The organism is Roseicyclus amphidinii, assembly GCF_030163755.1.
Classification (GTDB): Bacteria; Pseudomonadota; Alphaproteobacteria; order Rhodobacterales; family Rhodobacteraceae; genus Roseicyclus; species Roseicyclus amphidinii.
Map to the genome: position 1 here is coordinate 1 of NZ_JASJOE010000034.1, position 22617 is coordinate 22617.

The window sequence follows — 22617 nt, forward strand, 5'->3', positions numbered from 1 at the left end:
GGGACGGGTCCGTCGGCGGCGCGGCTGGCGCGGGGGCGGGCAATTCGGCGGGCAATTCGGCGGGCGGATCATGGACCGGGCAATAGATGGTGAAGGTGCTGCCCACCTCGACCACGCTGTCGACGAAGATGTAGCCACCTGTCTGCTTGACGATGCCATAGGCCATCGACAGGCCCAGCCCCGTCCCCTCGCCCGCGCGCTTGGTGGTCCAGAACGGCTCGAAGATGCGGGTCAGCTTGTCGGGCGGGATGCCATGGCCCTGGTCGCGGACGAGGATCGTGACGTAGCGGCCCACCGGCACCTCGGCCCGGTCGCGGTGCAGCGGCTGCGTCAGCTCGACCAGCCGGGTCTCCACCCGGATCTCGCCGCCCGCCGGCATGGCGTCGCGCGCGTTGACGACGAGGTTCATGATCACCTGGTCCAGCTGCCGCCGGTCGGCGCGGATCGGCAGAAGGGCCGGATCATGGCTGAGCGTGAGGGTGATCTTCTCGCCCACCAGCCGGTTGAGCAGATGCACCAGCTCGCCCATCGTGTCTCGCAGGTCGATCGTCTCGGGTTCCAGCGTCTGCTTGCGCGAAAAGGCCAGCAACTGCCCCACAAGCGCCGCGGCGCGGTTGGCGTTCTGGTTGATCTGCACCAGATCCGCGTAATCCGGGTCGCCGGGGTCATGGCGCAGCATCAACAGGTCGCAATGGCCCGAAATCGCGGTCAGGAGGTTGTTGAAGTCATGCGCGACGCCCCCGGCAAGCTCGCCGATGGCCTGCATCTTCTGGCTCTGGACGAATTGCCGCTCCATCGTCTTCAGCTCGGTCGCGTCATGCAGCACCGCCAGCAGCGAGGGGCCCGTGGCATCGGTGATCCGGCTCAGCGTCACCTGCAGGAACTGCTCGGCATCCTTGCGGCGGGCGCGCACCACCTCGGAGCGGTTGGGCATCCGCCCCGCCAGCGTGTCCATCGCCCAGTCGTTCACCGGGCGGCCCAGCCCCTCGACCAGCGCCGACAGCGGCGCGCCCGCGTCGGGCACATGGCCCAGCAGACGCTGCGCATGCAGGTTCGCCGCCAAAAGGCAGCCGTCGGCCCCGATGTGCAGCAGCGCGACCGGCAGCGCCTCGAAGGCGCGCGCGGCGACCGAGGCGGCGGGCGGTTCGGCAAGGCCCGGAACGGCATAGACCTCCCGTCGGCCGTCGGCGGCGGGAACGACGACCGGGATCACCTCGATCGGGCCATCGGCGGCCATCAGCCGCCCGCGCTGCCCCGGCACCAGCGGCGTGTCGCCGAAGACATCGGCCAGCGCGGTGGGGCGGCGGCCCAGAACCTCGCGCATCGCCGCGTTCATCGACAGGATCGTGTCAGAGGGACTGACCACCATCATCGGAAGGCCGATCCCCTCGCCCGTGTGATGCGCCGCCGTGCCGGCCTGCTCGTCCAGCCGCCACAGCACGCCTGCGCCCAGGCGGTAAGCCGTGAGTTTCACCGCCCCGCGCGGCGTGATCACCGTTTCGACCGCCACCTCGCTCCGGGCGAGCGCGGCGGCATGGCGGAACACCACCGCGGTGGAATTGGGCAACAGCCCCGAAAGCGCCCGCGTCATCGACTGGCCGCGCGGGTCACCGAAGCGGCGGAGCGCGGCCGGATTGGCGGCGATGATCGACCCGTCGGGGCCCGAGCAGAACCACGGCGCGGGATCCTCCGCCATCATCGCCAGCGCGCCCCGCGCCTGCCGTTCGACGCGTCGTCGGCGCAGCAGGTCGCGCAGGGTCAGCACGGCACCCGCCGAGAAACAGCCGGCCGCGACCGAAACCGTGACCAGCCCCCATCCGTCGCGCGGCAGCATCAGCCCCGCCAGGATCGCCAGAACACCAAGGCCCAGCAACACGATCGCCTGCGTCGGCATCCCGCCGCCCGTCAGCCCGCGCCCGCCGACCTCTGCCTCCTGTGACACCGTTACCCCTCCAGACCGCGCGGGAACGTCCCGGCGGCCCTTACTCGCACGCAATCGTTAAGCGAAGCTTAAGCGAGGCACGGCCTTCGGCAAAGCCTTCTCAGCGCAGGGCGAAAACGGCGTGAAAGAACCCGTCCGATGCCGCAAGCGGCGTATCGGCCCGCGCCTGCAAGCAAGACCAGCCGGGATGGGACGCGAGGAACCGGTCCACCTGCGCTTCGTTCTCCGACGTAAAAAGCGAGCAGGTCATGTAGACCAGCCGCCCGCCGGGGGCGACGAGGGCAGAGGCGTCGGCAAGGATCTCGGCCTGCAGCACCTCCAGCTCGGCCAGCCGTGCGGGCGTCAGGCGCCATTTCGCCTCCGGATCGCGGCGCCATGTGCCAGAGCCGGAACAGGGCACGTCGCACAGCACCGCGTCGAAGGGCGCGGCCCCCGGCAAATCGCCATGCGCCAGTTGCCGGATCACCACCCCCGCCCGCGCCGCTCGCGCCGGCAGGTCGCGCATCCGCGCGGGGTTCGCGTCATGGGCAAGAACAGTGGCCTCGCCCAGTGCCGCGATGGCCAGGGCCTTGCCGCCCCCGCCCGCGCAATAATCGAGGATGCGGCCCGCCGCGGGCCAGTCCACCGCCTCCACCGCGCGTTGCGCGGACAGGTCCTGCACCTCGACCCAACCCTCGAGATAGGCCGAGGAGGATTTGACCCGGCGCGCCCCCGATGTGACCTCGAGCGCCCGCGCGCCGCGGTCATCGGCCCGTGCCGCGATCCCGTCCTCGGCCAGCCGCGCGATGGCCGCCTCAGGTGTTGCGCGCCGCGTGTTGACGCGCAGCCAGACCGGCGCGCGGCGGCGCATCGCCTCGAGCAGCGCGTCGAGCCGGTCGCCCGCCCGCTCTGCCAGCGCGGGGCGCATCCAGTCGGGCAGATCGACCTCGGGGCCGGGCGGCGGCAAGTCGTGCGACGCTTCGGCCCCGCTCAGCGGCGCGGGGGCATGGCCCTCGCCGGTGAAGACCGCGGCCGGGTCCACGCCCTGCAGGCGCATCAGCCCGGTCATCAGCGCCCGGCCCGTGCGGCCGCCGCCAAGCGCCGCGCAGCTGCCGTGGCAGCGCAGCACGTCATAGACATGGTCGCGCACCGCCGCGCGGTCGCCGGAGCCCGCGTAGCGCGCCCCGCGCGCCCAGTTCGTCAGCGCCTGTTCGACGGGCTGGCCGCCCGCCCATGCATCCAGCACGCCGATGGCGGCCGAGACACGCGCGGCCGGGGTCACGGCCGCACCTCAAGATCGGCCCGCAACCGCCTCATCCCATGCGATAATTCGGGCTTTCGCGGGTGATCTGCACGTCGTGGACATGGCTTTCCTTCAGCCCCGCCCCGGTGATCCGCACGAAGCGGCAGTTCGACCGCATCTCTTCCACGGTGGCGCAGCCGGTGTAGCCCATCGCGGCCCGCAAGCCGCCGATCAGCTGGTGGACGACCGTGCCCGCCGGGCCCTTGTAGGGCACCTGTCCCTCGACGCCTTCGGGCACCAGCTTGTCGCTGGCGGCATCCTTCTGGAAATACCGGTCCGCCGAGCCGCGCGCCATCGCGCCAAGGCTGCCCATCCCGCGGTAGCTCTTGAAGCTGCGCCCCTGGTAGAGGATCACCTCGCCCGGCGCCTCGTCTGTGCCCGCGATCATGCTGCCGACCATGGCGCAATGCGCGCCCGCGGCGATCGCCTTGGCGAAATCGCCCGACATCTTGATGCCGCCGTCGGCGATGATCGGCGTGTCGGTCTCGGCGGCGGCGGCGGCGCAATCCATGATCGCGGTCAGCTGCGGCACGCCCACGCCCGCCACGACCCGCGTGGTGCAGATCGAGCCCGGTCCGATGCCCACCTTGATCGCATCCGCCCCCGCCCCGATCAGGGCGCGCGTCGCCTCGGCGGTGGCAACGTTCCCGGCCACCACCTGCACGTCGTTCGACAGCATCTTCACCCGCTCGACCGCGCGCGCCACCCCCTCGGAATGGCCGTGGGCGGTGTCGATCACGATCAGGTCGCAGCCCGCGTCGATCAAGGCCGAGGACCGCTCGAAGCCCGCGTCGCCCACCGTGGTGGCCGCGGCGACCCGCAACCGGCCCAGCTCGTCCTTGCAGGCGTTGGGGTTCACCACCGCGCGCTCGGTGTCCTTGAGCGTCAGAAGCCCGGTCAGCTTGCCCGACGCATCGGTGACCAGCAACTTCTCGATCCGCCGCGCCTTCATCAGGCTGATCGCCTCGGCCCGGTCGGCGGGCTCGCGCAGGATGGCGAGGTTCTCGGTGGTCATCATCACCCGCACCGGCGTGTCGTCGGCCTGCGCAAAGCGCATGTCGCGGTTGGTCACGATGCCCAGAACGCGGCGCTGGTCATCGACCACCGGAAAGCCCGAGAACCCGTAACGCTCGGTCAGCGCGCGGGCGTCGGCCAGCGTCTGATCGGGGGTCAGCGTGATCGGGTTGTAGACGATCCCGGACTCGAAGCGTTTCACGCGTCGCACCTCGCGGGCCTGCTCCTCGACGCCCAGGTTGCGGTGGATCACGCCCATGCCGCCCGCCTGCGCCATGGCGATGGCCATGCGCGCCTCGGTCACCGTGTCCATGGCGGAACTGAGCAGCGGAATGTTGAGCGTGATCGCGCGGGTCACGCGGGTGCGGGTATCGGCATCCGACGGCAAGACGGAGCTTGCGCCGGGAACCAGCAGAACATCGTCGAAGGTCAGGGCCTCGCGAATCTCCATCGGGATCTCCTCGGATCGGGGATTGCGTTGCGCGTGCCCTATCCCATGGGTCGGCCCCAAAGGAAAGCCCGAAATCTGGGGTCAGCCGCGAAAGCCCGTCGCAACCACGAATTTCTCGGAACTGTCCGAGCGGCTGGCGGGTGGCTTCACGTTCGCCACCTTGTCGAAACGCTGTTTCAGCAACGTCTGAAGCCCCGTCTCGGCCCCGCCCGCCAGCACCTTGGCGACAAAGGTGCCGCCCGGCTCCAGCACGTCGAAGGCCAGCTCGGCCGCCGCCTCGCACAGCGCCACGATGCGCAGATGGTCGGTCTGCTTGTGCCCGGAGGAGGCCGCGGCCATGTCGCTCATCACCACGTCGGCGCGCCCGCCGAGCCACGCTTTCACCTTGGCGTCCGCACCATCCTCCATGAAATCGAGCACATGCAGCTCGACCCCCGCGATCGGCTCCACCTCCTGCAGGTCGACGCCGATGATCCGGCCCACCGCCTTGCCCGATTTCTCGCCCAAGGCGTTGATCCGCGGCACCGCGACCTGGCACCAGCCACCGGGCGCGCAGCCGAGATCGACCACCCGCGCGCCGGGCACGAGGAAACGATACTTGTCGTCCAGCTCCATGATCTTGAAGGCCGCGCGCCCGCGATAGCCCTCGCGCTTGGCGCGCTGCACGTAAGGGTCGTTCAGCTGCCGCTCCAGCCAGCGCGTCGAGGACAGCTTGCGCCCCCGCGCGGATTTGACCCGCGTGCGCAGCTCGCGCTGGCCGCGTCCGCTCGTGTTGGTTCCGCCCGGCGTCTTCGCCATCTGTTCCTCATCCCCGGCCAATCGGGTTTTCACGTCACCCGACACGACAGGTGTCCGGGGTTCGCCATATTGCCCGAGGCGCGCGCGCTCCGGTAGGGGTCTTTTGCCCCAGCCCTATTCGGCGGCCTGAACCTCGGCGGCGCGGGCGGCCTCCAGTTCTTCGGCCTTCTTCTCGACCTGCTCGACGATGTGGTCGATCATCTGGTCGTTGGACATCTTGTGGCTCTGCTTGCCCGCCAGGTAGACCATCCCGGACCCGGCCCCGCCGCCGGTAAAGCCCACGTCGGTCATCAACGCCTCGCCCGGACCGTTCACCACGCAGCCGATGATGCTCAGGCTCATCGGCGTCTTGATATGCTCCAGCCGCTTCTCCAGCGCCTCGACCGTCCTGATCACGTCGAACCCCTGCCGCGCGCAGGAGGGGCAGGAGATGATGTTGACCCCGCGATGCCGCAGCCCCAGCGACTTCAGGATCTCGAAGCCGATCTTCACCTCCTCGACCGGATCGGCGCTGAGGCTCACGCGCAGCGTGTCGCCCAGCCCCATCCACAAGAGGTTCCCCAGCCCGATCGCCGATTTCACCGTGCCGCCCACGAAGCCCCCCGCCTCGGTGATGCCAAGGTGAAACGGCGCGTCGGTCTGTTCGGCCAACTGGCTGTAGGCGGCCATGGTCATGAAGACATCGGAGGCCTTCATCGAGATCTTGAAATTCAGGAAATCGTTGTCTTCCAGGATCTTGATGTGATCCATCCCGCTTTCGACCATCGCGTCCGGACAGGGCTCGCCGTATTTCTCGAGCAGGTGCTTTTCCAGCGACCCCGCGTTGACCCCGATGCGGATCGAACAGCCATGGTCGCGGGCAGCCTTGATCACCTCGCGCACGCGGTCCTGGCTGCCGATGTTGCCAGGGTTGATCCTGAGACAGGCCGCGCCCGCCTCGGCCGCCTCGATGGCGCGCTTGTAGTGGAAATGGATGTCGGCCACGAGCGGCACCGGGCTTTCGCGCACGATCTCCTTCATCGCCCTGGCGCTGGCCTCGTCGGGGACCGAGACCCGCACGATATCCGCCCCCGCCTCGGCGCAACGCTGGATCTGTTCGACCGTCGCCTTGACGTCGGTGGTCAGCGTGTTGGTCATGGTCTGCACCGTGATCGGTGCGTCACCACCCACCGGCACCGGGCCGACATGGATCTGGCGGCTCTTGCGGCGGTCGATGTTGCGCCACGGGCGAACGGGATTGTGGGACATGAGCAGGCCTTCTGTGGTCGTCGCAGGTGGTTTCAACCCAAGATAGACCTGTCAGGCGCGCTGGACAACGGGGCGCGCCGCGCCCGCGTTATTGCGTCTCGCCCACACCGAGGACGAGGGCCGCGACCTCGGGCAGATCGGGGTCCGCGCCGGCATCGGCCATGGCGAAATTCGCGCTGATCGCATCCGCGCTCAATTCCACGTTGCGCGCGATGGTGGCACCCGGCCCCGCGGGGCCCATGGTGACACCGTTCACCACGAAATAGATCGAGCCCGCATTGCCCGAGCGCAGCACCGGCGCGGCATCGGCCTCGGCCACCGTGTAGCTGTCGCCGCGGTTCAGCGTGCCTTCGAACAGCGTCGCCCCCGAGGCCGAACTGACCCTGATCCAGGACGGGCGGACCGCGAAGATCACCAGCTCGTCGCTTGGCGCGGCCTGCGTGACCTGCACCACCGGCGCGGCCTCCTCGGTCGCGGCACCGGTCGGGGCAGCCTCGGCCACGCCCGCAAGCCGCGGCGGCGTGGCGGCGCGGCCCGCGGCGCTCTGTAACCCGCCCAGCGTGCCCACCTCGTCAGGGTCGAGCGTCGCAAGCGCCTCGTCGCGCGGGGTCAGCACCGGAGTTTCCAGTGCCTGCGGGCGATAGAGCCGGTCCATCCGTTCCGCCGAAGGCAGGGCGATGTCGAACTCCTGCCCGGCGGCAAAGGCCCCGTCCGTCGCGCCCGCAAGCGGATCGAGCTGCGCCAGCGGGATCGGCGCTTCGTCGACCGGGGCGATCTGCAGGCGCTGGATGTCGTGCAGCACCGCCCAGGCACCGTAGCCCAGCCCCATGACCAGCGCGACCAGCACCGCCACCGATCCCAGCGCGCCCGGCTCGATCCCCGAAAACAGGCCGGGGCGCTCGGGCGCGAAGCTGATCCGCGTGCCCTGCATCACCTCGTTGGGGTCCAGCCGCCCCTTCGGCGCAGAGGCGAGCGACCGCTTGGCCGCCTGCGCCTGGCTGGCACCGGCCCCATGCACGCCGAAAAATCCGGTTTCCTCGCAGAAGCGGCGAAAGGTCCATTCGGGATCGATGCCGAGGTAGCGCGCGTAGGACCGCACGTAGCCCGCGATGAACCCCTGCGAGGCAAAGGCGCCCACGTCGCCATTCTCGATGGCCGCGATGTAGGAGGCGCGGATCTTAAGGTCGCGCTCGACGTCGAGCAGGGATTTGCCCTGCGTCGCCCGCTCGCCGCGCAACAGGTCGCCCAGCGGAACGTCGGTCACGTCATAGCCGTCGAACGCGCCCGAAGCAGCCGGGTCGGAAAACCCTGCCGAGCCCGCTCCCGCCATGGCGTGCGTGCCGTCGGTAAACTGACCCTGCTCGTCGCTCATCAAGCGCCTGCCCCTACATCGGCTGCGTCTGCGCCCATCATCTTGTGGGTCGGACGCCGCCATTGCCTACATGTCACCCTATCCGGAAATGATTCCCCAGTCACGTCCGGATTAAGACGGGATTAACATGTCATGGCGCAGCTTGGCACCGGGATAAATGCTCAGGCGGACAACTCGGCGCGATTCAGCGCACAATGGCTCCAGAGCGCATCCATCGCATGCACAAGCGCATCGACGGACCGGGGGTCATGCACCGGCGAAGGCGTGAAGCGCAGCCGCTCGGTGCCGCGAGGCACGGTCGGGAAGTTGATCGGCTGCACGTAGATGCCGAACTCCGACAACAGCATGTCCGAGATCTTCTTGGTATGGACCGGGTCGCCCACGATCACGGGCACGATGTGGCTGCCGTGGTCGATGATCGGCAGGCCAAGCCCCTTCAGCCGCAGTTTCAAGACCTTGGCGCGCTCCTGGTGCAGGTCGCGCAAGGATTGGTCGGTCTTGAGGTGCCGCACGCTCGCCGCCGCCCCCGCCGCCACCGCGGGCGGGATCGAGGTGGTGAAGATGAAACCCGGCGCGTAGCTGCGCACCGCGTCGCACATCCGCGCCGAGGCCGCGATGTAGCCGCCCATCACGCCATAGGCCTTGCCCAGCGTGCCGTTGATGATGTCCACCCGATGCGCGATGCCGCGCGCCTCGGCAACGCCGCCGCCGCGGGGGCCGTACATGCCCACGGCATGCACCTCGTCGAGATAGGTCAGCGCGCCGAATTCCTCGGCCAGCGCGACGATCTCCTCGATCGGGCCGAAATCGCCGTCCATCGAGTAGACCGATTCGAAGGCGATCAGCTTGGGTGCGGCCGGGTCGTCGGCCTCCAGCTTGGCGCGCAGATCGGCCAGGTCGTTGTGCTTGAAGATGCGCTTCGCCCCGCCGTTGCGGCGGATGCCCTCGATCATCGAGGCGTGGTTCAGCTCGTCCGAATAGGTGATGAGGCCCGGAAACAGCTTGGGCAGCGTCGACAGCGTCGCGTCATTGGCGATATAGGCCGAGGTGAAGACCAGCGCCGCTTCCTTGCCGTGCAGGTCGGCCAGCTCGGCCTCGAGGCGCTTGTGATAGACCGTCGTGCCCGAGATGTTGCGCGTGCCGCCCGAGCCTGCGCCGGTGGCCTCCAGCGCCTCGGCCATCGCGCTCAGCACGACGGGGTGCTGGCCCATCCCGAGGTAATCGTTGCCGCACCAGACGGTGATGTCCTGCTCGGTGCCGTCGGGCTTTTTCCACACGGCATGGGGAAACTGACCCTTGCGCCGCTCGATGTCGATGAAGGTGCGGTAGCGCCCTTCCTCGTGCAGACGGTTGATGGCTGCGTCGAGCGCTTGATCGTAGTTCACTGGCGGTCTCCCTTCCCCGGCCCCCGTCTCTCTTCAGGGGCCCGGCTCTTCAGACGCGTGCTGGTTGGTTTTCCAGACATATGCGCCGCATTGCATATAAGCCAAGTTACAAATTGCCGCGCGCCCGACCTTGACCTGAATCAAGCGCCGTCCCCGCGGCCCCGGCTGGACAATCCCCGGCGCCCATTGTCATCTCCGTCCCATCCCAACCCCCGGACCCGGAGGCCCCGTCCATGTCGCTCGACAGCATTCTAGCCCGTATCGACGCAGATCAAGCCGCAGCCCTCGACCGGCTGTTCGACCTGCTGCGCATCCCCTCGATCTCGACCGACCCGGCCCATTCGGGCGACGTGCGCCGCGCCGCCGAGTGGCTCAGGGACGATCTGGCGGGCATGGGCTTTGCCGCCGAGCTGCACGACACCCCCGGTCACCCGATGGTGGTGGGCCACATGGACGGGCCGGGGCCGCATGTCCTGTTCTACGGGCATTACGACGTGCAGCCGGTCGACCCGCTGTCGCTGTGGCACCGCGACCCCTTCGATCCCGAGCTGCAGGAGACGCCCAGGGGCCGCGTGATCCGCGCCCGCGGGGCGGCCGATGACAAGGGCCAGCTGATGACCTTTCTCGAGGCCTGCCGCGCGACCCTCGCCGAGACCGGCGCCCTGCCCTGCAAGGTGACCGTCTTCCTCGAGGGCGAGGAGGAAAGCGGCTCGCCCTCGCTGGTGCCCTACCTGCAGGAGCGCGGCGCGGCGCTGAAGGCCGATCTCGCGCTGATCTGCGACACCGGCCTGTTCTCGGACAGCGTGCCCGCCATCGTGACCCAGCTGCGCGGCCTTCTGGGCGAGGAGATCACCATCACCGGCCCGCGCATCGACCTGCATTCGGGGATGTATGGCGGCATCGCAATGAACCCGATCCGGGTTCTGACGAAAATCCTTGCCGGTCTGCATGACGAAACGGGCCGGGTGCAGGTGCCGGGGTTCTACGACGGGGTGGAGGAGCTGTCGCCCGAGCTCGCCGCGCAATGGGCGGGGCTTGGCTTCGACGAAGGGGCCTTTCTCGGCGAGGTGGGCCTTTCGGTGCCCGCCGGCGAACAGGGGCGGACGGGGCTCGAGATGCTCTGGTCGCGCCCCACGGCCGAGGTGAACGGGATCACCGGCGGATACACGGGGGCGGGGTTCAAGACGGTCCTGCCCGCGCAGGCTTCGGCCAAGGTCTCGTTCCGGCTGGTGGCGGGGCAGGACCCGGTGCGGCTGCGCGACAGCTTCCGGGCATGGGTCGAGGCTCAGCTGCCGCCCGATTGCAGCGTCGCCTTCGCGCCCCATGGCGCGGCGCCTGCAAGCCGGATGGACATCTCGCACCCCGCCTTCGAGGTGGCGCGGCAGGCGCTGAGCGCGGAATGGCCCGGCGAGGCGGCCTTCATCGGCGGCGGCGGCTCGATCCCGGTGGCGGGGTATTTCAAGGAGATCCTCGGGATGGATTCGCTGCTGGCGGGTTTCGGCAAGGACGATGACGCGATCCATTCGCCGAACGAGAAATACGACCTGTCGAGTTTCCACCACGGCACCCGCGCCTGGGCGCGGATCCTGACCGGCATCGCCGCGCGCTGACGGAGGGGGGCGCGCCGCGCGCGCGGCGCGGGTGCGAATTTTCGTACGAAAATTCGGGCGCCCGTGGCCGGCGGCGCGCGCCATGCGACGCGGCGCGCAGCTGCAGGGGGGGGAGTCCGTATTTGGGGGAAGATGAAGGGGGCGGTCAGGCCGCTGCGGCGGGTGCCGTGCCCCGTGCCGGCCCGCGCCAGAAGCGGGTCATCATCAGCGCCGCCGCCACCGCAAGCCCGACGACCAGCCCCGCCCAGATGCCGGGCCCGCCGTAGCCGAGCGGGAAGCCGATGACCCAGGCCGCGGGCAGGCCGAGCCCCCAATAGGCCAGAACCGCGTAGATCATCGGCACGGTGGTGTCCTGCGTGCCGCGCAGCAGCCCCAGCGCCATCACCTGCCCCGCATCGGCCAGCTGGAACAGCGCCGCGACCAGCAAAAGGCTTGTGCCGAGCGCGATGATCTCGGGGCGGAGCGGATCGTTCGGATCGACGAAGAGGCCGATGAGCGGCTCGGGGATCAGCACGAAGCCCGCGACGGTGAGCGCCACCATCGCGCCCGAGAGGATCAGCGCCGCAACCGCCGCCAGCCGCAGCCCGGCCCGGTCGCCCTGTCCCCAGGCGCGCCCCGCGCGCACGGTGGCGGCCTGGCTCAGGCCGATATGGACCATGAAGGTGGTCGAGCAGATCTGCAGCGCGATGCCATGGGCGGCCAGCGGCAACGCGCCCAGCCAGCCCATCATCACCATGGTCGCCATGAACAGCCCCGACTCCGACAGGAGCGTCAGCCCGATCGGCCAGCCGAGGCGGAAGACCTGGCCCACCGCCTCCCAGTCGGGGCGCCAGAACCGCGCGAAGAGCGTGTCCTGCCTCAGATCGCCATGCAGCGCGGCGTAAAGCGCAAGCACCAGCGCGATCAGCGCGTGCGTGCCGACCGAGGCGATGGCCGCCCCCGCGATGCCCAGCTCGGGCGCGCCGAGATTGCCGAAGATCAGCACCCAGTTCATCGCCGCGTTCAGCACCGCCCCCGCAAGCGTCGCCCAGAGCACGATCCGTGCGTGATCGAGCGCGGACAGGTGGCTGCGGAACACCGTCATCAGCACCGCGGGGGCGATGCCCCAGCCCGCGATGCGCAGGTAGAGCTGGGTGTTGGCCGCCACCGTCTCGGTCTGTCCCACGGCCAGCAGGATCGCGCCCGAGAACCAGAAGACCGGCATGACCAGCCCCGAGAAGATCAGCCCGATCCAGAGCCCCATGCGCGTGATGCGCCGCACCTGCCGCCGGTCGCCGTTGGCCGCCGCCGCGGCCACCATCGGCATCACGGCCAGCCCGAAGCCCATCCCCAGGATCAGCACCACGTGGAAGAACGACCCGCCAAGCGCCACCGCGGCCAGTTCCTCGACCCCGTACCAGCCCATCATCACCGTGTCGGTGAGCGTGATCGCCACCTGCGCCAGCATGCCGCCGATCAGCGGCAGGCCGAGGCTCAGGGTTGCGCGCAGGTGGTGGGAGAGCGTCGTCATCCCCTGCCCTTACGCCCGGGATTTTCCCCCGGCAAGCCCGCTCAGAGCGTGGCGAGCGCGAGCTGCCCCGCGATCACCGCGACGAGCAGGCCAACCGCAAGCTCGATCACCGGTTGCACGCGCGCCAGCGCGGCATTCGCGGCCATCCCCGCCAGCACCCCCCGGCGCAGCGTGACGGCGGTGACGGCCACCGCGACGGTGACCGAGGCGGTGCCGAGCGCCATCGCAAAGGTGCCTGCCACGCCGGTGGCGAAAATGCCCATCTGCGCCGTCAGGATCAGGACGAACAGCGCCCCGGTGCAGGGCCGGATCGCAACCGCGCCCACCAGCACCGCGATGTCGCGCCACCCCGTCGCCTGCGCCAGCGCCACGGGGTCCGGCCCATGGGCATGGCCGCAGGTCGCGCAGGTCGCACCATCGCCGGCGTGGTCGTGGTCATGGTGGTGATGCCCCCCACCCATACCCGGTGCCCGCAGACCGCGAAGCCCCCGCCAGGCCAGCCACAGCCCCACCAGCGCGATCGCCGCGAAACTGAGCGGGGCAAACAGCCGGTCGGCCATCCCGGTCATCTGCGCGCGGCCCAGCTGCCAGACCCAGACCCCGGCGCCGACCAGCACCACCGCCGTGGCCCCCTGCGCAAGGCTCGAGACCAGCGCCACCGCCGACAGTTTCGCCGCCCCCACCGCGCGGGCCGCGCCGTATCCACCGATCAACAGCTTGCCATGCCCCGGCCCCGCGGCGTGAAAGAAGCCGTAGGCGAAACAGACCGCAAGAAACCCCGTCAGGGCCGCCGGGTCGCCGCCGCGCAGCGCCCGCAGACCGCGGGCCATGGCGGTTTGCGCCTCGCGCTGGCCCTCGAGCGCCCAGAGCTCGACCACCCGCGCGCCGCCGGTCCACCACAAAAGCGCCAGCCCCGCGACCACGGCCAGCGCGACAAGCGCGATCAGCCGGTGCAAGAGAACACCACGCGATCCGCGAAATACGCACCGACCGCCGGGAAATTGTCCTCGGCCGCCACCGCGCCGCCGATATCGTCCAGCGCGCGCTCCAGCACGGCATAGGCCGCGTCGAGATCGGCGCGGATCAGCTCGGCGGCGCAGCCGGGCGCGCCCGCGACCTCCATCTCGAGGATCATCTCGAAGGCGATGTAGAACTCCGGGTCATAGACCTGCGCCTCGAGGGCCGCGCCGGGCTCGGCCCCCAGAACGGGGCGGCGATGCGTGGTCTGCAGCTGCCCCGTCTCGAGCATGGCCAGCGACACCGGCTCGGGCGCGCCGATCTCCAGCGGCGCACCGCCCTGGCGCAGCACAAGCCCGCCCTCGAACCCCGCCGACCAGTTCAGGTCGAAACCGAGCGTCGCGGCGATCTCGGCCTCGGTCAGCTGCAGGTCGTAATCGGGGTCCAGCCCGTAATCCTCGGCCAGCAGCAGGGAATACAGCTCGTCATAGCGCCATGTCACCTCGACCGCGGTGACGCGCCCCTCGGCGTCGCGGATCAGCCGCAGACCGGCGTCGACGAAGATATGCGGATGCGCCAGCCCCGGCAGGGCCGCGCATAGCGACAGGCAGAACGACAGGACAAGCGGGCGCAGCGGCAACATGGCCCAGAGATAAGCCCGCGGGGGCCGCGGGCACAATGGCCGCGATGCGGGATCGCTTTGGTTTGCGCAGAACGTCGCCAGCCGCTGCACCACTGTTGCCGGGCGGCACGGGATTGTTGCCGGAAACGGCCACAATCGGCCGCATTTCCGTCGTCTTCGCCCCCTAGGACGGTCCCCGGACGAAGGGGCACTGCATGTTGATCCGCGCGATTGAAACTTTCCTGACCGACGAGACCGGGGTCGTCTCGGTCGACTGGACCACGCTGAGCGCGGCGGCCGTCGGCCTTGCGCTGACAACGGCCGGCGCCTTGAGCGGGGCGTTTCAGGGCGTGATCGCGCGGGTGGACGCCGAACTGCGCGCCCAGCAGTTGAGCGACGGGTTCGTTCAGTTCACCTCGGCCCATTTCGAACCGCTCTACCAGCTTGGGCTTCTCGACCCCGAAACCGCCGGGATGATGTTCGACACGGCCAACGACATGATGAACGACGAGATCATTTCGGCCCTGCAGGCCGGCTTCGTCGCGCTCGAGGAGGGGCGGCTGAACACGACCGAAATCGCGGCGCTCATCGCCATCGGCTCGGTCGCATGGCAGCGCAACGTCGTGCCCGACACCGTTCTCGATTATTACTTCGGCTTCGGCGGCAACCAGTCCCCGCGCGTCGCCAGCGCGCTGTAGCCCCGCGGGGCGCGATCACTCGGGCCGGCCGGGCTTCACCCGCCGCGTCTCGGGGTGCAGCGACGCGCCCAGGATATGCTCGGCCCTTTGGATGACATGGCCCGCCTGCCCCACGATCAGCGGATCGGGCGCATGGGCGATGCGGCGATCCTTGCCGGGATAGTCCAGTGTCGACAGGAAATGCAGCATGCAGTTCAGCCGCGCGCGCTTCTTGTCGTCGGACTTGATCACCGTCCAGGGCGCATCCGCAGTATCGGTGTAGAAGAACATCGCCTCCTTCGCCTCGGTGTAATCGTCCCACTTGTCGAGGCTGGCGCGGTCGATCGGCGACAGTTTCCACTGCTTCAGCGGATCGGTTTCGCGGCTGGCGAAGCGGCGCTTCTGCTCGTCCTGCGTGACCGAGAACCAGTATTTGTAAAGCCTTATGCCCGAGCGCGTCAGCATCCGTTCCAGCTCGGGCGTCTGGCGCATGAACTCCAGGTAGTCGTTCGGCTCGCAGAACCCCATCACCCGCTCCACGCCCGCGCGGTTGTACCAGCTGCGGTCATACAGCACGATCTCGCCCGCCGTCGGCAGGTGCTCGATGTAGCGTTGGAAATACCACTGCCCGCGCTCCTCGTCGCTGGGCTTGTTCAGCGCCACCACGCGCGCCTCGCGCGGGTTCAGATGCTCGGTGAAGCGCTTGATCGTGCCGCCCTTGCCGGCCGCGTCGCGGCCCTCGAACAACATCACGATCCTCTCGCCCGTCTCGCCCACCCATTTCTGCACCTTGAGCAATTCCGCCTGAAGCTTCGCCTTCTGCGCCTCGTAGCTGCGGCGGCCGAGCTTCGTCGTGTAGGGGTATTCGCCGGATTCGAACGCCTGCCGGATCTCGGCGATGGTCGGCTGCACCCGCCGCGTCCGCGCGGGCCTTGCGGCTGCGGCACCCTCCATCGCCGGGGCCATCGCCGGGGCCGATGCGGGGGTCTGCGCAGGGCGCTCCACGATGTCGGGGGTATCGCTGACGGCCTCGGCCACGGCGGTTTCGGCATTCAGGTCTGTCATCGGCTCGGTCCCTTTCGCTCTGTCCCGGTGTCTTGCGCCATGATCGCAGCATCCGCCCCGCCGCGCCTTGAGATGTATCAAGGCCCCGTACCGATCCGCCGCGCCGCGCCCGCCGCGTCACCCTTCCCCCGCTGCCCCAAACCTGCCATTATGCGGGCCAACTCACACAAGATAGAGCAGCGATTGGCCCCAGATGGCGGATGACCTCCTGAACACCTCGCCCGACCCGAACGCCTATGACGCCTCCTCCATCGAGGTGCTCGAGGGGCTGGAACCCGTCCGCAAGCGCCCCGGCATGTATATCGGCGGCACCGACGAGCGCGCGCTGCACCACCTCGTCGCCGAGGTGCTCGACAACTCCATGGACGAGGCCGTCGCCGGCCACGCCTCCCGCATCGAGGTGGAACTGGCCGCCGACCACACCGTCACCATCCGCGACAACGGCCGCGGCATCCCGGTCGACCCGCACCCGAAATTCCCCGACAAGTCCGCGCTCGAGGTGATCCTCTGCACCCTCCACGCCGGCGGCAAGTTCTCGGGCAAGGCCTACCAGACCTCGGGCGGCTTGCACGGCGTCGGCGTCTCGGTCGTCAACGCGCTGTCCGACCACCTCCGCGTCGAAGTCGCCCGCAACCGCGAGCTTTTCGCGCAGGAGTTCTCCCGCGGCATCCCGCAGGGCCCCGTCCAGTCGCTCGGCCAGACCAACAACCGCCGCGGCACCACCGTGATCTTCCACCCCGACGAACAGATCTTCGGCAGCCACCGGTTCAAACCGGCAAGGCTCATGAAAATGGTTCGCTCCAAGGCCTACCTCTTCTCCGGCGTCGAAATCCGCTGGAAATCCGAAATAGACGACGGCGAAACCCCGACCGAGGCCGTCTTCCACTTCCCCAGCGGCCTCTCGGACTACCTCAAGGAGACCATGGGCAACGCCGCCACCTACGCCGAAACCCCTTTCGCCGGAAAAGTGGAATTCCAGCCCCGCTTCGGGCAGCCCGGCTCGGTCGAATGGGCGATCAACTGGACGCCGTCCCGCGACGGCTTCATCCAGTCCTACTGCAACACCGTCCCCACGCCCGAGGGCGGCACGCATGAGGCGGGCTTCTGGGCCGCGATCCTCAAGGGCATCCGCGCCTATGGCGAACTGGCCAACAACCGCAAGGCCGCCAACATCAACCGCGACGACCTCACCTCGGGCGCGGGCGCGCTGGTGTCCTGCTTCATCGCCGAGCCCGAGTTCGTCGGCCAGACCAAGGACCGCCTCGCCACGACCGAGGCCGCCCGCATGGTCGAGGGCGCGGTGCGCGACCATTTCGACAACTGGCTTGCCGCCAACACCAAGTCCGCCGGCGCGATCCTCGATTTCCTCGTCCTACGCGCCGAGGAACGCCTGCGCCGCCGCGCCGAAAAGGAAACCGCCCGCAAATCCGCCACCAAGCGCCTGCGCCTGCCCGGAAAGCTCGTGGATTGTTCCCAATCCGCCCGCGACGGCACCGAGCTGTTCATCGTCGAGGGCGACAGCGCGGGCGGCTCCGCCAAGATGGCCCGCGACCGCAAGACGCAAGCCCTCCTGCCCTTGCGCGGCAAGATCCTGAACGTTCTGGGCGCGGCCTCCTCCAAGCTCGGCCAGAACCAGGAGATCAACGACCTCTGCCAGGCGCTCGGCGTCGGCATGGGCACCAAGTTCAACATCGAGGATCTGCGCTACGACAAGGTCATCATCATGACCGACGCCGATGTCGACGGCGCGCATATCGCCTCGCTGCTGATGACCTTCTTCTTCAGCCAGATGCGCCCGATGATCGACGCAGGCCACCTCTACCTCGCCTGCCCGCCCCTCTTCCGCCTGACCCAGGGCGCGCGCCGCGTCTACTGCCTTGACGAGGCGGAGAAAGCCGACTGGCTGGCCCGCGGCCTAGGCGGCAAGGGCAAGATCGACGTCTCCCGCTTCAAGGGGCTGGGCGAGATGGACGCCAAGGACCTGAAAGAGACGACGATGGACCCCGCCTCCCGCAAGCTGATCCGCGTCTCGGTGGACGAGGACGCGCCCGGCGAGACCGGCGACCTTGTCGAGCGCCTCATGGGCAAGAAGCCCGAGCTGCGCTTCCAGTATATCCAGGAAAACGCACGCTTCGTCGAGGATGTGGATGTCTAGTGCCCCTGTGCGCGCGGGTCTTCTGGCCTGCCTGTTCCTTGTGTCGGCCTGCGGCCCCGACGCCCTCGTGATGAGCCGGATGACCGGTGTCACCGGCACCGGTGCCATCTCGGGCGCGACCTTGCGCAACTCCGGCGAGATGACGCTGGAGCTTCCGCGCGAGACCTTCACCGGCCGCTGGGTCGCGGTGCGCGAAGGCGCCACCCAAAGCCTCGAGCTGCTGAACTCCTACGCCCGCGGCTCGATCCTGCGCAGCACGGCGGAACTCCTGTCCGAGACCGAGGCGGGTTTCGGCACAGCGATCCTGACCTCGACCAAGGGCCGCTCCATGCGCTGCGAATTCCGCTATTCCGGCGTGAACATCACGGCCATCGGGGTGTGCCAGACGACCGACGGCGAGGTTTTTGATCTGCAGGTGTCGTGAAGGGGGGCGAGATGGTGGGGCGGGTGATGGGCGGGAAGCTGGAACTGCGGGTCCTGTAGATCGAGGAGAACGCGCGGTTTGTTGAGGGTGTGGATGATTGAGTGTGAGAAAAGAGGTCAAGCCCGTGGCAAATAATTTGGAAGCAATGGATCGTTTCATGCAATTGGCAGCCAATGCAAGCCGAGCTGCGTCAGGTAGCCCATCAATTTCTCTAGCCGACCACGACGAGATGCAATTACTGGCAAAGGTCCTTTCGGATTCGCTGCCGAAAAAGGTACAATTAATAGTAAGTGGGAGTTTTCCGATCAACGGCTCGAAACAAAAAGACTTTGGCGAACGTATACTTCGCTTGATTAAGGTATCCGAAAAATTTGGCGCCTATGATACTACAAACGAGCCTGAGAGTATTCTTGCTACCTTTTCCCTGCCTGCGGCCGACAAAGAAAGAGTACTTAAGCTGTGCAACGATATGCGAAAAATAGTCTTCGCTTCAGTAGATTTCGACGATCCACATAAGAGACGTCTATTGAACCGAATTGCCGCAATTGAGCAGCAGGTACACGCAAATAGAGGGCTTTTTGATGTTATTTTGGGGGGCGTATCCGATTTAGGCGAAACTCTTGGGAAGTTTGGTAAGGACATCAAGCCGCTTTCCGACCGAATGCAAGAAGTGGCCCGAATTGCAAGAAAAAATACTGGTGAGTACGAACAAATCCCAGCACCTGAAGAGATTCCAAAACTGCCATCACCGAACGAAGACGACTCGGATTGAGGCGCGGCATCCTCATCAAACATGGCAAGCATTGGGTAATTGAAACCCACCATCCACCCATGCCGCTCGCGCCGACCGCCGCACACGTAGGGTGGGCAATCCTGCCCACCGCGCCCCTCCCTGACCGCCGGGAAGGTGGGCAGAATTGCCCACCCTACTCCCCCTTGCCCCGCACCCCCCGTTCCGCGCAGGCTGCTCCCGTGCCCCGAGACAGCCCGAGGATCGCCCATGCCCCGCCTGCCCCTCCGCGCCTCCCTCTCCGCGCTGACGGCCCTCCCCTTCGCCACGGCCGCCGCGGTCGCGCGCGTGGTGCCGGTCGTGCCCTGGGACATCCGCGCCGGGAACGACATGCCCGTCGGGATCGGTGACACCGGGGCAAGGATCGCCCCCCGACGCATCGTCGGGCGCGACATGCACCCGTGGCAGGTGACGGACGGCCCGGCCCTGCTCTTCGGACAACCGGGGCGCGCGCGCAGGCCCCCCTCCGTAGGCCGGGCTTCAGCCCGGCACTTGCCGGCACTTGCCGGCAACATCCGCCCCCCACCGCGTATGCACGCGGTGTGCACAGGGTGTGTACCGGGTGTGACCCGCGCCTATCCCCCCGACCCGGCCTGCACGGTCTGGATGAACGGTCCGAACAGGTCGCCGCCCTCCGGCCGGCGAGCGCGCATCTCGACGCGCTCTCCGGTCGCCAGGAACGGCGTCGTGGCAGCACCCCCCTCCAGCTGTTCGATCGCCCGACGCTCGGCGATGCAGCTCGAGCCGACCTCGGCATAGGCGGCGTTGGCCACCGTCCCCGAGCCCAGGATCGTGCCCGCGGGAAGGTCGCGGGAATAGGCTGCGTGGGCAATCAGTCGGTCGAAGCCGACATGCATCTCGGACCCGTTGGCGCGACCGAAGGGCGTGCCGTTGCGCAGGATCTCGAGCGGCAGGCAGACGCGCGCCCGGTCCCATGCCGGGCCCAGCTCGTCGGGCGTGACCGCAAAGGGGGCGGCGGCGCAGGCGGGCTTGCATTGCAGCCAGCCGAAGCCCGTCGCCATCTCGACCGGGCCAAGCGCGCGCAGGCTCCAGTCGTTCACCAGCATCACCAGCCGGACATGGCGCGCCGCCTCTTCGGCCGGGGTGCCCATGGGCACATCGCCAAGGACCACGGCGAACTCGCCTTCGAAGTCGATGCCGTCCGCCTCGGACGGGAAGCGCGCCACGCCGTTGGGCGGCAGGAACCGGTCCGACAGGCCCTGATACATCAGTGGCCGCTCCGGCAGCCCGGTAACCGGCAGGCCCCAGGCCCGCTGGATCAGAAGCGAATGCGTCTCGAAGGCCGACCCGTCAAGCCATTGGCAGGCCCGCGGAAAGGGGGCCAGCGCGCGCGCGGGATCGAAAGGCTCCCCCAGCTCCGGGTCGGCGTCCAGCCGCTCCTGCGCGGCGCGCAACCCAGGCAGCACGGTTTCCCAGTGGTCCATCGCCTCCTGCAGGGTCCGCGCCTCGGCCAGGGGCAACACGCGGGCACCGTCGCGGTCGACCTGGTGCAGGCGCCCGTCTCGGGTGCCGTCGGACAGGGTGAGCAGTCTCATGGGGTCGCTCCTTCGGGCTGGCCGCCCTGCGGCGCGGCGGGGGTCGACAGGGTGGAGGTGGGCGAGATCCGGGTCGCCGCCCGGCCCTTCAGGCCAAGCAGGGCGCGGGCCTCGTCGGGGGTGGCGATGCGGTGACCCTGGAGGGTCAGGATCTCGGCGATGCGCTCGACCTGTTCGGCGTTCGAGCGCGCAAGCTGGCCGGGCCCGATGTGGAGCGAATCCTCGAGCCCCACGCGCACATGCCCGCCCAGTTGCGCGGCGACAGCGGCAAGGCGCATCTGCTGCCGGCCCGCCGCCGCGACCGAGAAACGGTAGCCGTCACCGAAGAGCTTGTCCGCCGTGCGCTTGAGAAAGACGAGGTTCTCGACATCCGCCCCGATGCCGCCCAGCACCCCCATCACGAACTGCAAGAAGACCGGCCCGGTGAAAAACCCCTGGTCGAGGCAGAATTTCAGGTTGTAGAGGTGGCCGACGTCGTAGACCTCGTGCTCGAACCGGGTGCCGTGCGGGCGCAGGGTGTCGCTGATCTGGCGGATCTCGGCAAAGCTGTTGCGAAAGACGTTGCTTTCGGTGCCGCGCAGGAAGGGTTCCTCCCAATCGTGTTTCCAGCGGTCGAACCGGTCGGCCAGCGGGTGCAGCGCGAAATTGATCGACCCCATGTTGAGCGAGCACATCTCGGGGGCGAACTGGCTGGCCGCGCACAGCCGCTCGGGCACCGACATCGCGGGCGAGCCGCCGGTGGTCAGGTTCAGAACCGCCTCGGTTCCCGCGGCCAGCCGCGGCAGGTAGAGCGCGTAATGCGCCGGGTCGCCCGAGGGGGCGGCGGTCACCGGATCGCGCGCATGAAGATGCAGGATCGCGGCCCCCGCCCGCGCCGCGCCAAGCGCCGAGGCGGCGATCTGCTCGGGTGTCACGGGCAGCGCGTCGGACATGGTGGGCGTATGCACGCCGCCGGTGATGGCACAGGTGATGATCGTCGGGGTCATGGTGCGTCCTTCAGAACGGCGACCGGGCGGCACCAGCCCGCGCTCGCAGCCTTGATCTTGACGGGAAAGCAGATCACCTCGAAGCCCGTGGCGGGCAGGGTTTCGAGATTGGCCAGCTTCTCCATGTGCAGATACATCCGGTCCATGCCGGCGCGGTGGCCTTCCCAGATCAGCCCGGCGTCGCCGCTGCGCGCCACCTCGCGGGCGGTGTGGACAAAGGGGGCGTCCCAGCTCCAGGCGTCGGTGCCGGTGATGCGCACGCCGCGTTCGGTCAGGTAATTGGTGGCCGCCCGCCCCATGCCGCAGCCGGTCGCCACGTAGCCGGGCGTGCCATAGGCGGAAGCCGCGGCGGTGTTGACCAGCACGATGTCGCCCGGCTCCAGCGCATGCCCGATCCGCGCCAGTTCGGCGGCGACCTCCTCGGGGGTGGCGACATGGCCGTCGGGCAGGTGCCGGAAATCCAGCTTGACACCGCGGCCCCAGCACCACTCCAGCGGGACCTCGTCGATGGTGATGGCCCGCTTGCCGCCGTCCATGGTGGAATGGAAGTGATAGGGCGCATCCAGATGGGTGCCGTTATGCGTGGACAGCGTGACCTGCTCGACGGCCCAGCCCTCGCCTCCGGGCAGATCGTCGGGCGTGACGCCGGGGAAGAACTGGAGCATCTGCCCGGCGGTTTCGTGATGGGCCATGTAGGTGATCTTGGGACCCAGCCCCGGCGGGTCGGCGTATTCGGTGTTCTCGAGCGAACGCGACAGGTCGATCAGGCGCAT

At 68.7% G+C, this 22617-nt stretch carries 19 protein-coding genes; 5 read left to right on the plus strand and 14 right to left on the minus strand.

Features of this window, described 5'->3' with window-relative positions; translation table 11 throughout:
- The 7 genes from QQK83_RS12080 to hemA all read right to left on the minus strand — a co-directional run.
- Nucleotides 1-1942: two-component system sensor histidine kinase NtrB (locus QQK83_RS12080; RefSeq protein ID WP_284264534.1), on the minus strand; the 1942-nt coding region annotated here is incomplete at its 3' end.
- Nucleotides 1943-2042: 100 nt separating this feature from the next.
- The gene (locus tag QQK83_RS12085; protein WP_284264535.1) at nucleotides 2043-3203 is read right to left on the minus strand and encodes an RsmB/NOP family class I SAM-dependent RNA methyltransferase; all 1161 of its coding nucleotides are present in this window, start codon (nucleotides 3201-3203) and stop codon (nucleotides 2043-2045) included.
- Between the two features lie 31 nt (nucleotides 3204-3234).
- Nucleotides 3235-4689 carry an IMP dehydrogenase gene (gene guaB / locus QQK83_RS12090; protein ID WP_284264536.1) on the minus strand — a complete coding sequence of 485 codons (1455 nt, stop codon included), beginning with the start codon at nucleotides 4687-4689 and terminating at the stop codon, nucleotides 3235-3237.
- Nucleotides 4690-4770: 81 nt separating this feature from the next.
- Nucleotides 4771-5487 (minus strand): RlmE family RNA methyltransferase, encoded by a 717-nt coding sequence (locus QQK83_RS12095; RefSeq protein ID WP_284264538.1) that lies wholly within the window; start codon nucleotides 5485-5487, stop codon nucleotides 4771-4773.
- 114 nt (nucleotides 5488-5601) lie between these two features.
- Nucleotides 5602-6735, minus strand: coding sequence for a flavodoxin-dependent (E)-4-hydroxy-3-methylbut-2-enyl-diphosphate synthase (gene ispG / locus QQK83_RS12100; RefSeq protein WP_284264540.1), 1134 nt, complete (start codon nucleotides 6733-6735; stop codon nucleotides 5602-5604).
- A gap of 88 nt (nucleotides 6736-6823) precedes the next feature.
- Entirely contained in the window at nucleotides 6824-8107 is a 1284-nt protein-coding gene (locus QQK83_RS12105) for a helix-turn-helix domain-containing protein (protein WP_284264543.1), read from the minus strand.
- Between the two features lie 161 nt (nucleotides 8108-8268).
- A complete protein-coding gene (gene hemA, locus QQK83_RS12110; RefSeq protein WP_284264545.1) occupies nucleotides 8269-9492 on the minus strand; it encodes a 5-aminolevulinate synthase in 1224 nt (407 codons plus the stop codon).
- Between the two features lie 233 nt (nucleotides 9493-9725).
- On the opposite strand from hemA, the gene QQK83_RS12115 reads away from it, so the two are divergent.
- Entirely contained in the window at nucleotides 9726-11102 is a 1377-nt protein-coding gene (locus tag QQK83_RS12115; protein ID WP_284264547.1) for a M20/M25/M40 family metallo-hydrolase, read from the plus strand.
- Nucleotides 11103-11247: 145 nt separating this feature from the next.
- Here QQK83_RS12115 and QQK83_RS12120 read toward each other — a convergent pair whose 3' ends face one another.
- The 3 genes from QQK83_RS12120 to QQK83_RS12130 are packed head-to-tail and all read right to left on the minus strand — an operon-like array spanning nucleotide 11248 to nucleotide 14212.
- Nucleotides 11248-12612 carry an MATE family efflux transporter gene (locus tag QQK83_RS12120; protein ID WP_284264550.1) on the minus strand — a complete coding sequence of 455 codons (1365 nt, stop codon included), beginning with the start codon at nucleotides 12610-12612 and terminating at the stop codon, nucleotides 11248-11250.
- A 41-nt stretch (nucleotides 12613-12653) separates the two neighbouring features.
- A complete protein-coding gene (locus QQK83_RS12125) occupies nucleotides 12654-13568 on the minus strand; it encodes a nickel/cobalt transporter (protein WP_284264552.1) in 915 nt (304 codons plus the stop codon).
- A complete protein-coding gene (locus QQK83_RS12130) occupies nucleotides 13556-14212 on the minus strand; it encodes a DUF1007 family protein (RefSeq protein WP_284264553.1) in 657 nt (218 codons plus the stop codon). The genes QQK83_RS12125 and QQK83_RS12130 overlap by 13 nt, the downstream gene beginning before the upstream one ends.
- Nucleotides 14213-14406: 194 nt before the next feature.
- Between QQK83_RS12130 and QQK83_RS12135 the strand changes: the two genes are divergently transcribed.
- The gene (locus QQK83_RS12135; protein WP_284264556.1) at nucleotides 14407-14889 is read left to right on the plus strand and encodes a hypothetical protein; all 483 of its coding nucleotides are present in this window, start codon (nucleotides 14407-14409) and stop codon (nucleotides 14887-14889) included.
- A 15-nt stretch (nucleotides 14890-14904) separates the two neighbouring features.
- Here the strand turns inward: QQK83_RS12135 and ppk2 are convergent, their stop codons facing one another.
- The gene (gene ppk2, locus QQK83_RS12140; RefSeq protein WP_417750347.1) at nucleotides 14905-15822 is read right to left on the minus strand and encodes a polyphosphate kinase 2; all 918 of its coding nucleotides are present in this window, start codon (nucleotides 15820-15822) and stop codon (nucleotides 14905-14907) included.
- Between the two features lie 304 nt (nucleotides 15823-16126).
- Between ppk2 and parE the strand changes: the two genes are divergently transcribed.
- From parE to QQK83_RS12155, 3 genes are all read left to right on the plus strand, one after another.
- Complete coding sequence (gene parE, locus QQK83_RS12145; RefSeq protein ID WP_284264558.1) at nucleotides 16127-18088, plus strand: DNA topoisomerase IV subunit B; 1962 nt, start codon at nucleotides 16127-16129, stop codon at nucleotides 18086-18088.
- Nucleotides 18081-18512: a hypothetical protein gene (locus tag QQK83_RS12150; RefSeq protein WP_284264560.1), complete on the plus strand. Its 432-nt coding sequence runs from the start codon at nucleotides 18081-18083 to the stop codon at nucleotides 18510-18512. The genes parE and QQK83_RS12150 overlap by 8 nt, the downstream gene beginning before the upstream one ends.
- Nucleotides 18513-18636: 124 nt before the next feature.
- Nucleotides 18637-19284 (plus strand): hypothetical protein, encoded by a 648-nt coding sequence (locus QQK83_RS12155; RefSeq protein ID WP_284264562.1) that lies wholly within the window; start codon nucleotides 18637-18639, stop codon nucleotides 19282-19284.
- A 593-nt stretch (nucleotides 19285-19877) separates the two neighbouring features.
- Here QQK83_RS12155 and QQK83_RS12160 read toward each other — a convergent pair.
- From QQK83_RS12160 to QQK83_RS12170, 3 genes are read right to left on the minus strand one after another with little or no spacing between them, the layout of a single operon-like run.
- Nucleotides 19878-20858 (minus strand): fumarylacetoacetate hydrolase family protein, encoded by a 981-nt coding sequence (locus QQK83_RS12160; RefSeq protein WP_284264564.1) that lies wholly within the window; start codon nucleotides 20856-20858, stop codon nucleotides 19878-19880.
- A complete protein-coding gene (gene kce / locus QQK83_RS12165) occupies nucleotides 20855-21844 on the minus strand; it encodes a 3,5-dioxohexanoate:acetyl-CoA acetone transferase (RefSeq protein WP_284264567.1) in 990 nt (329 codons plus the stop codon). Before kce ends, QQK83_RS12160 begins: the two co-directional genes overlap by 4 nt.
- Nucleotides 21841-22617, minus strand: coding sequence for a cyclase family protein (locus QQK83_RS12170; protein ID WP_284264569.1), 777 nt, complete (start codon nucleotides 22615-22617; stop codon nucleotides 21841-21843). Before QQK83_RS12170 ends, kce begins: the two co-directional genes overlap by 4 nt.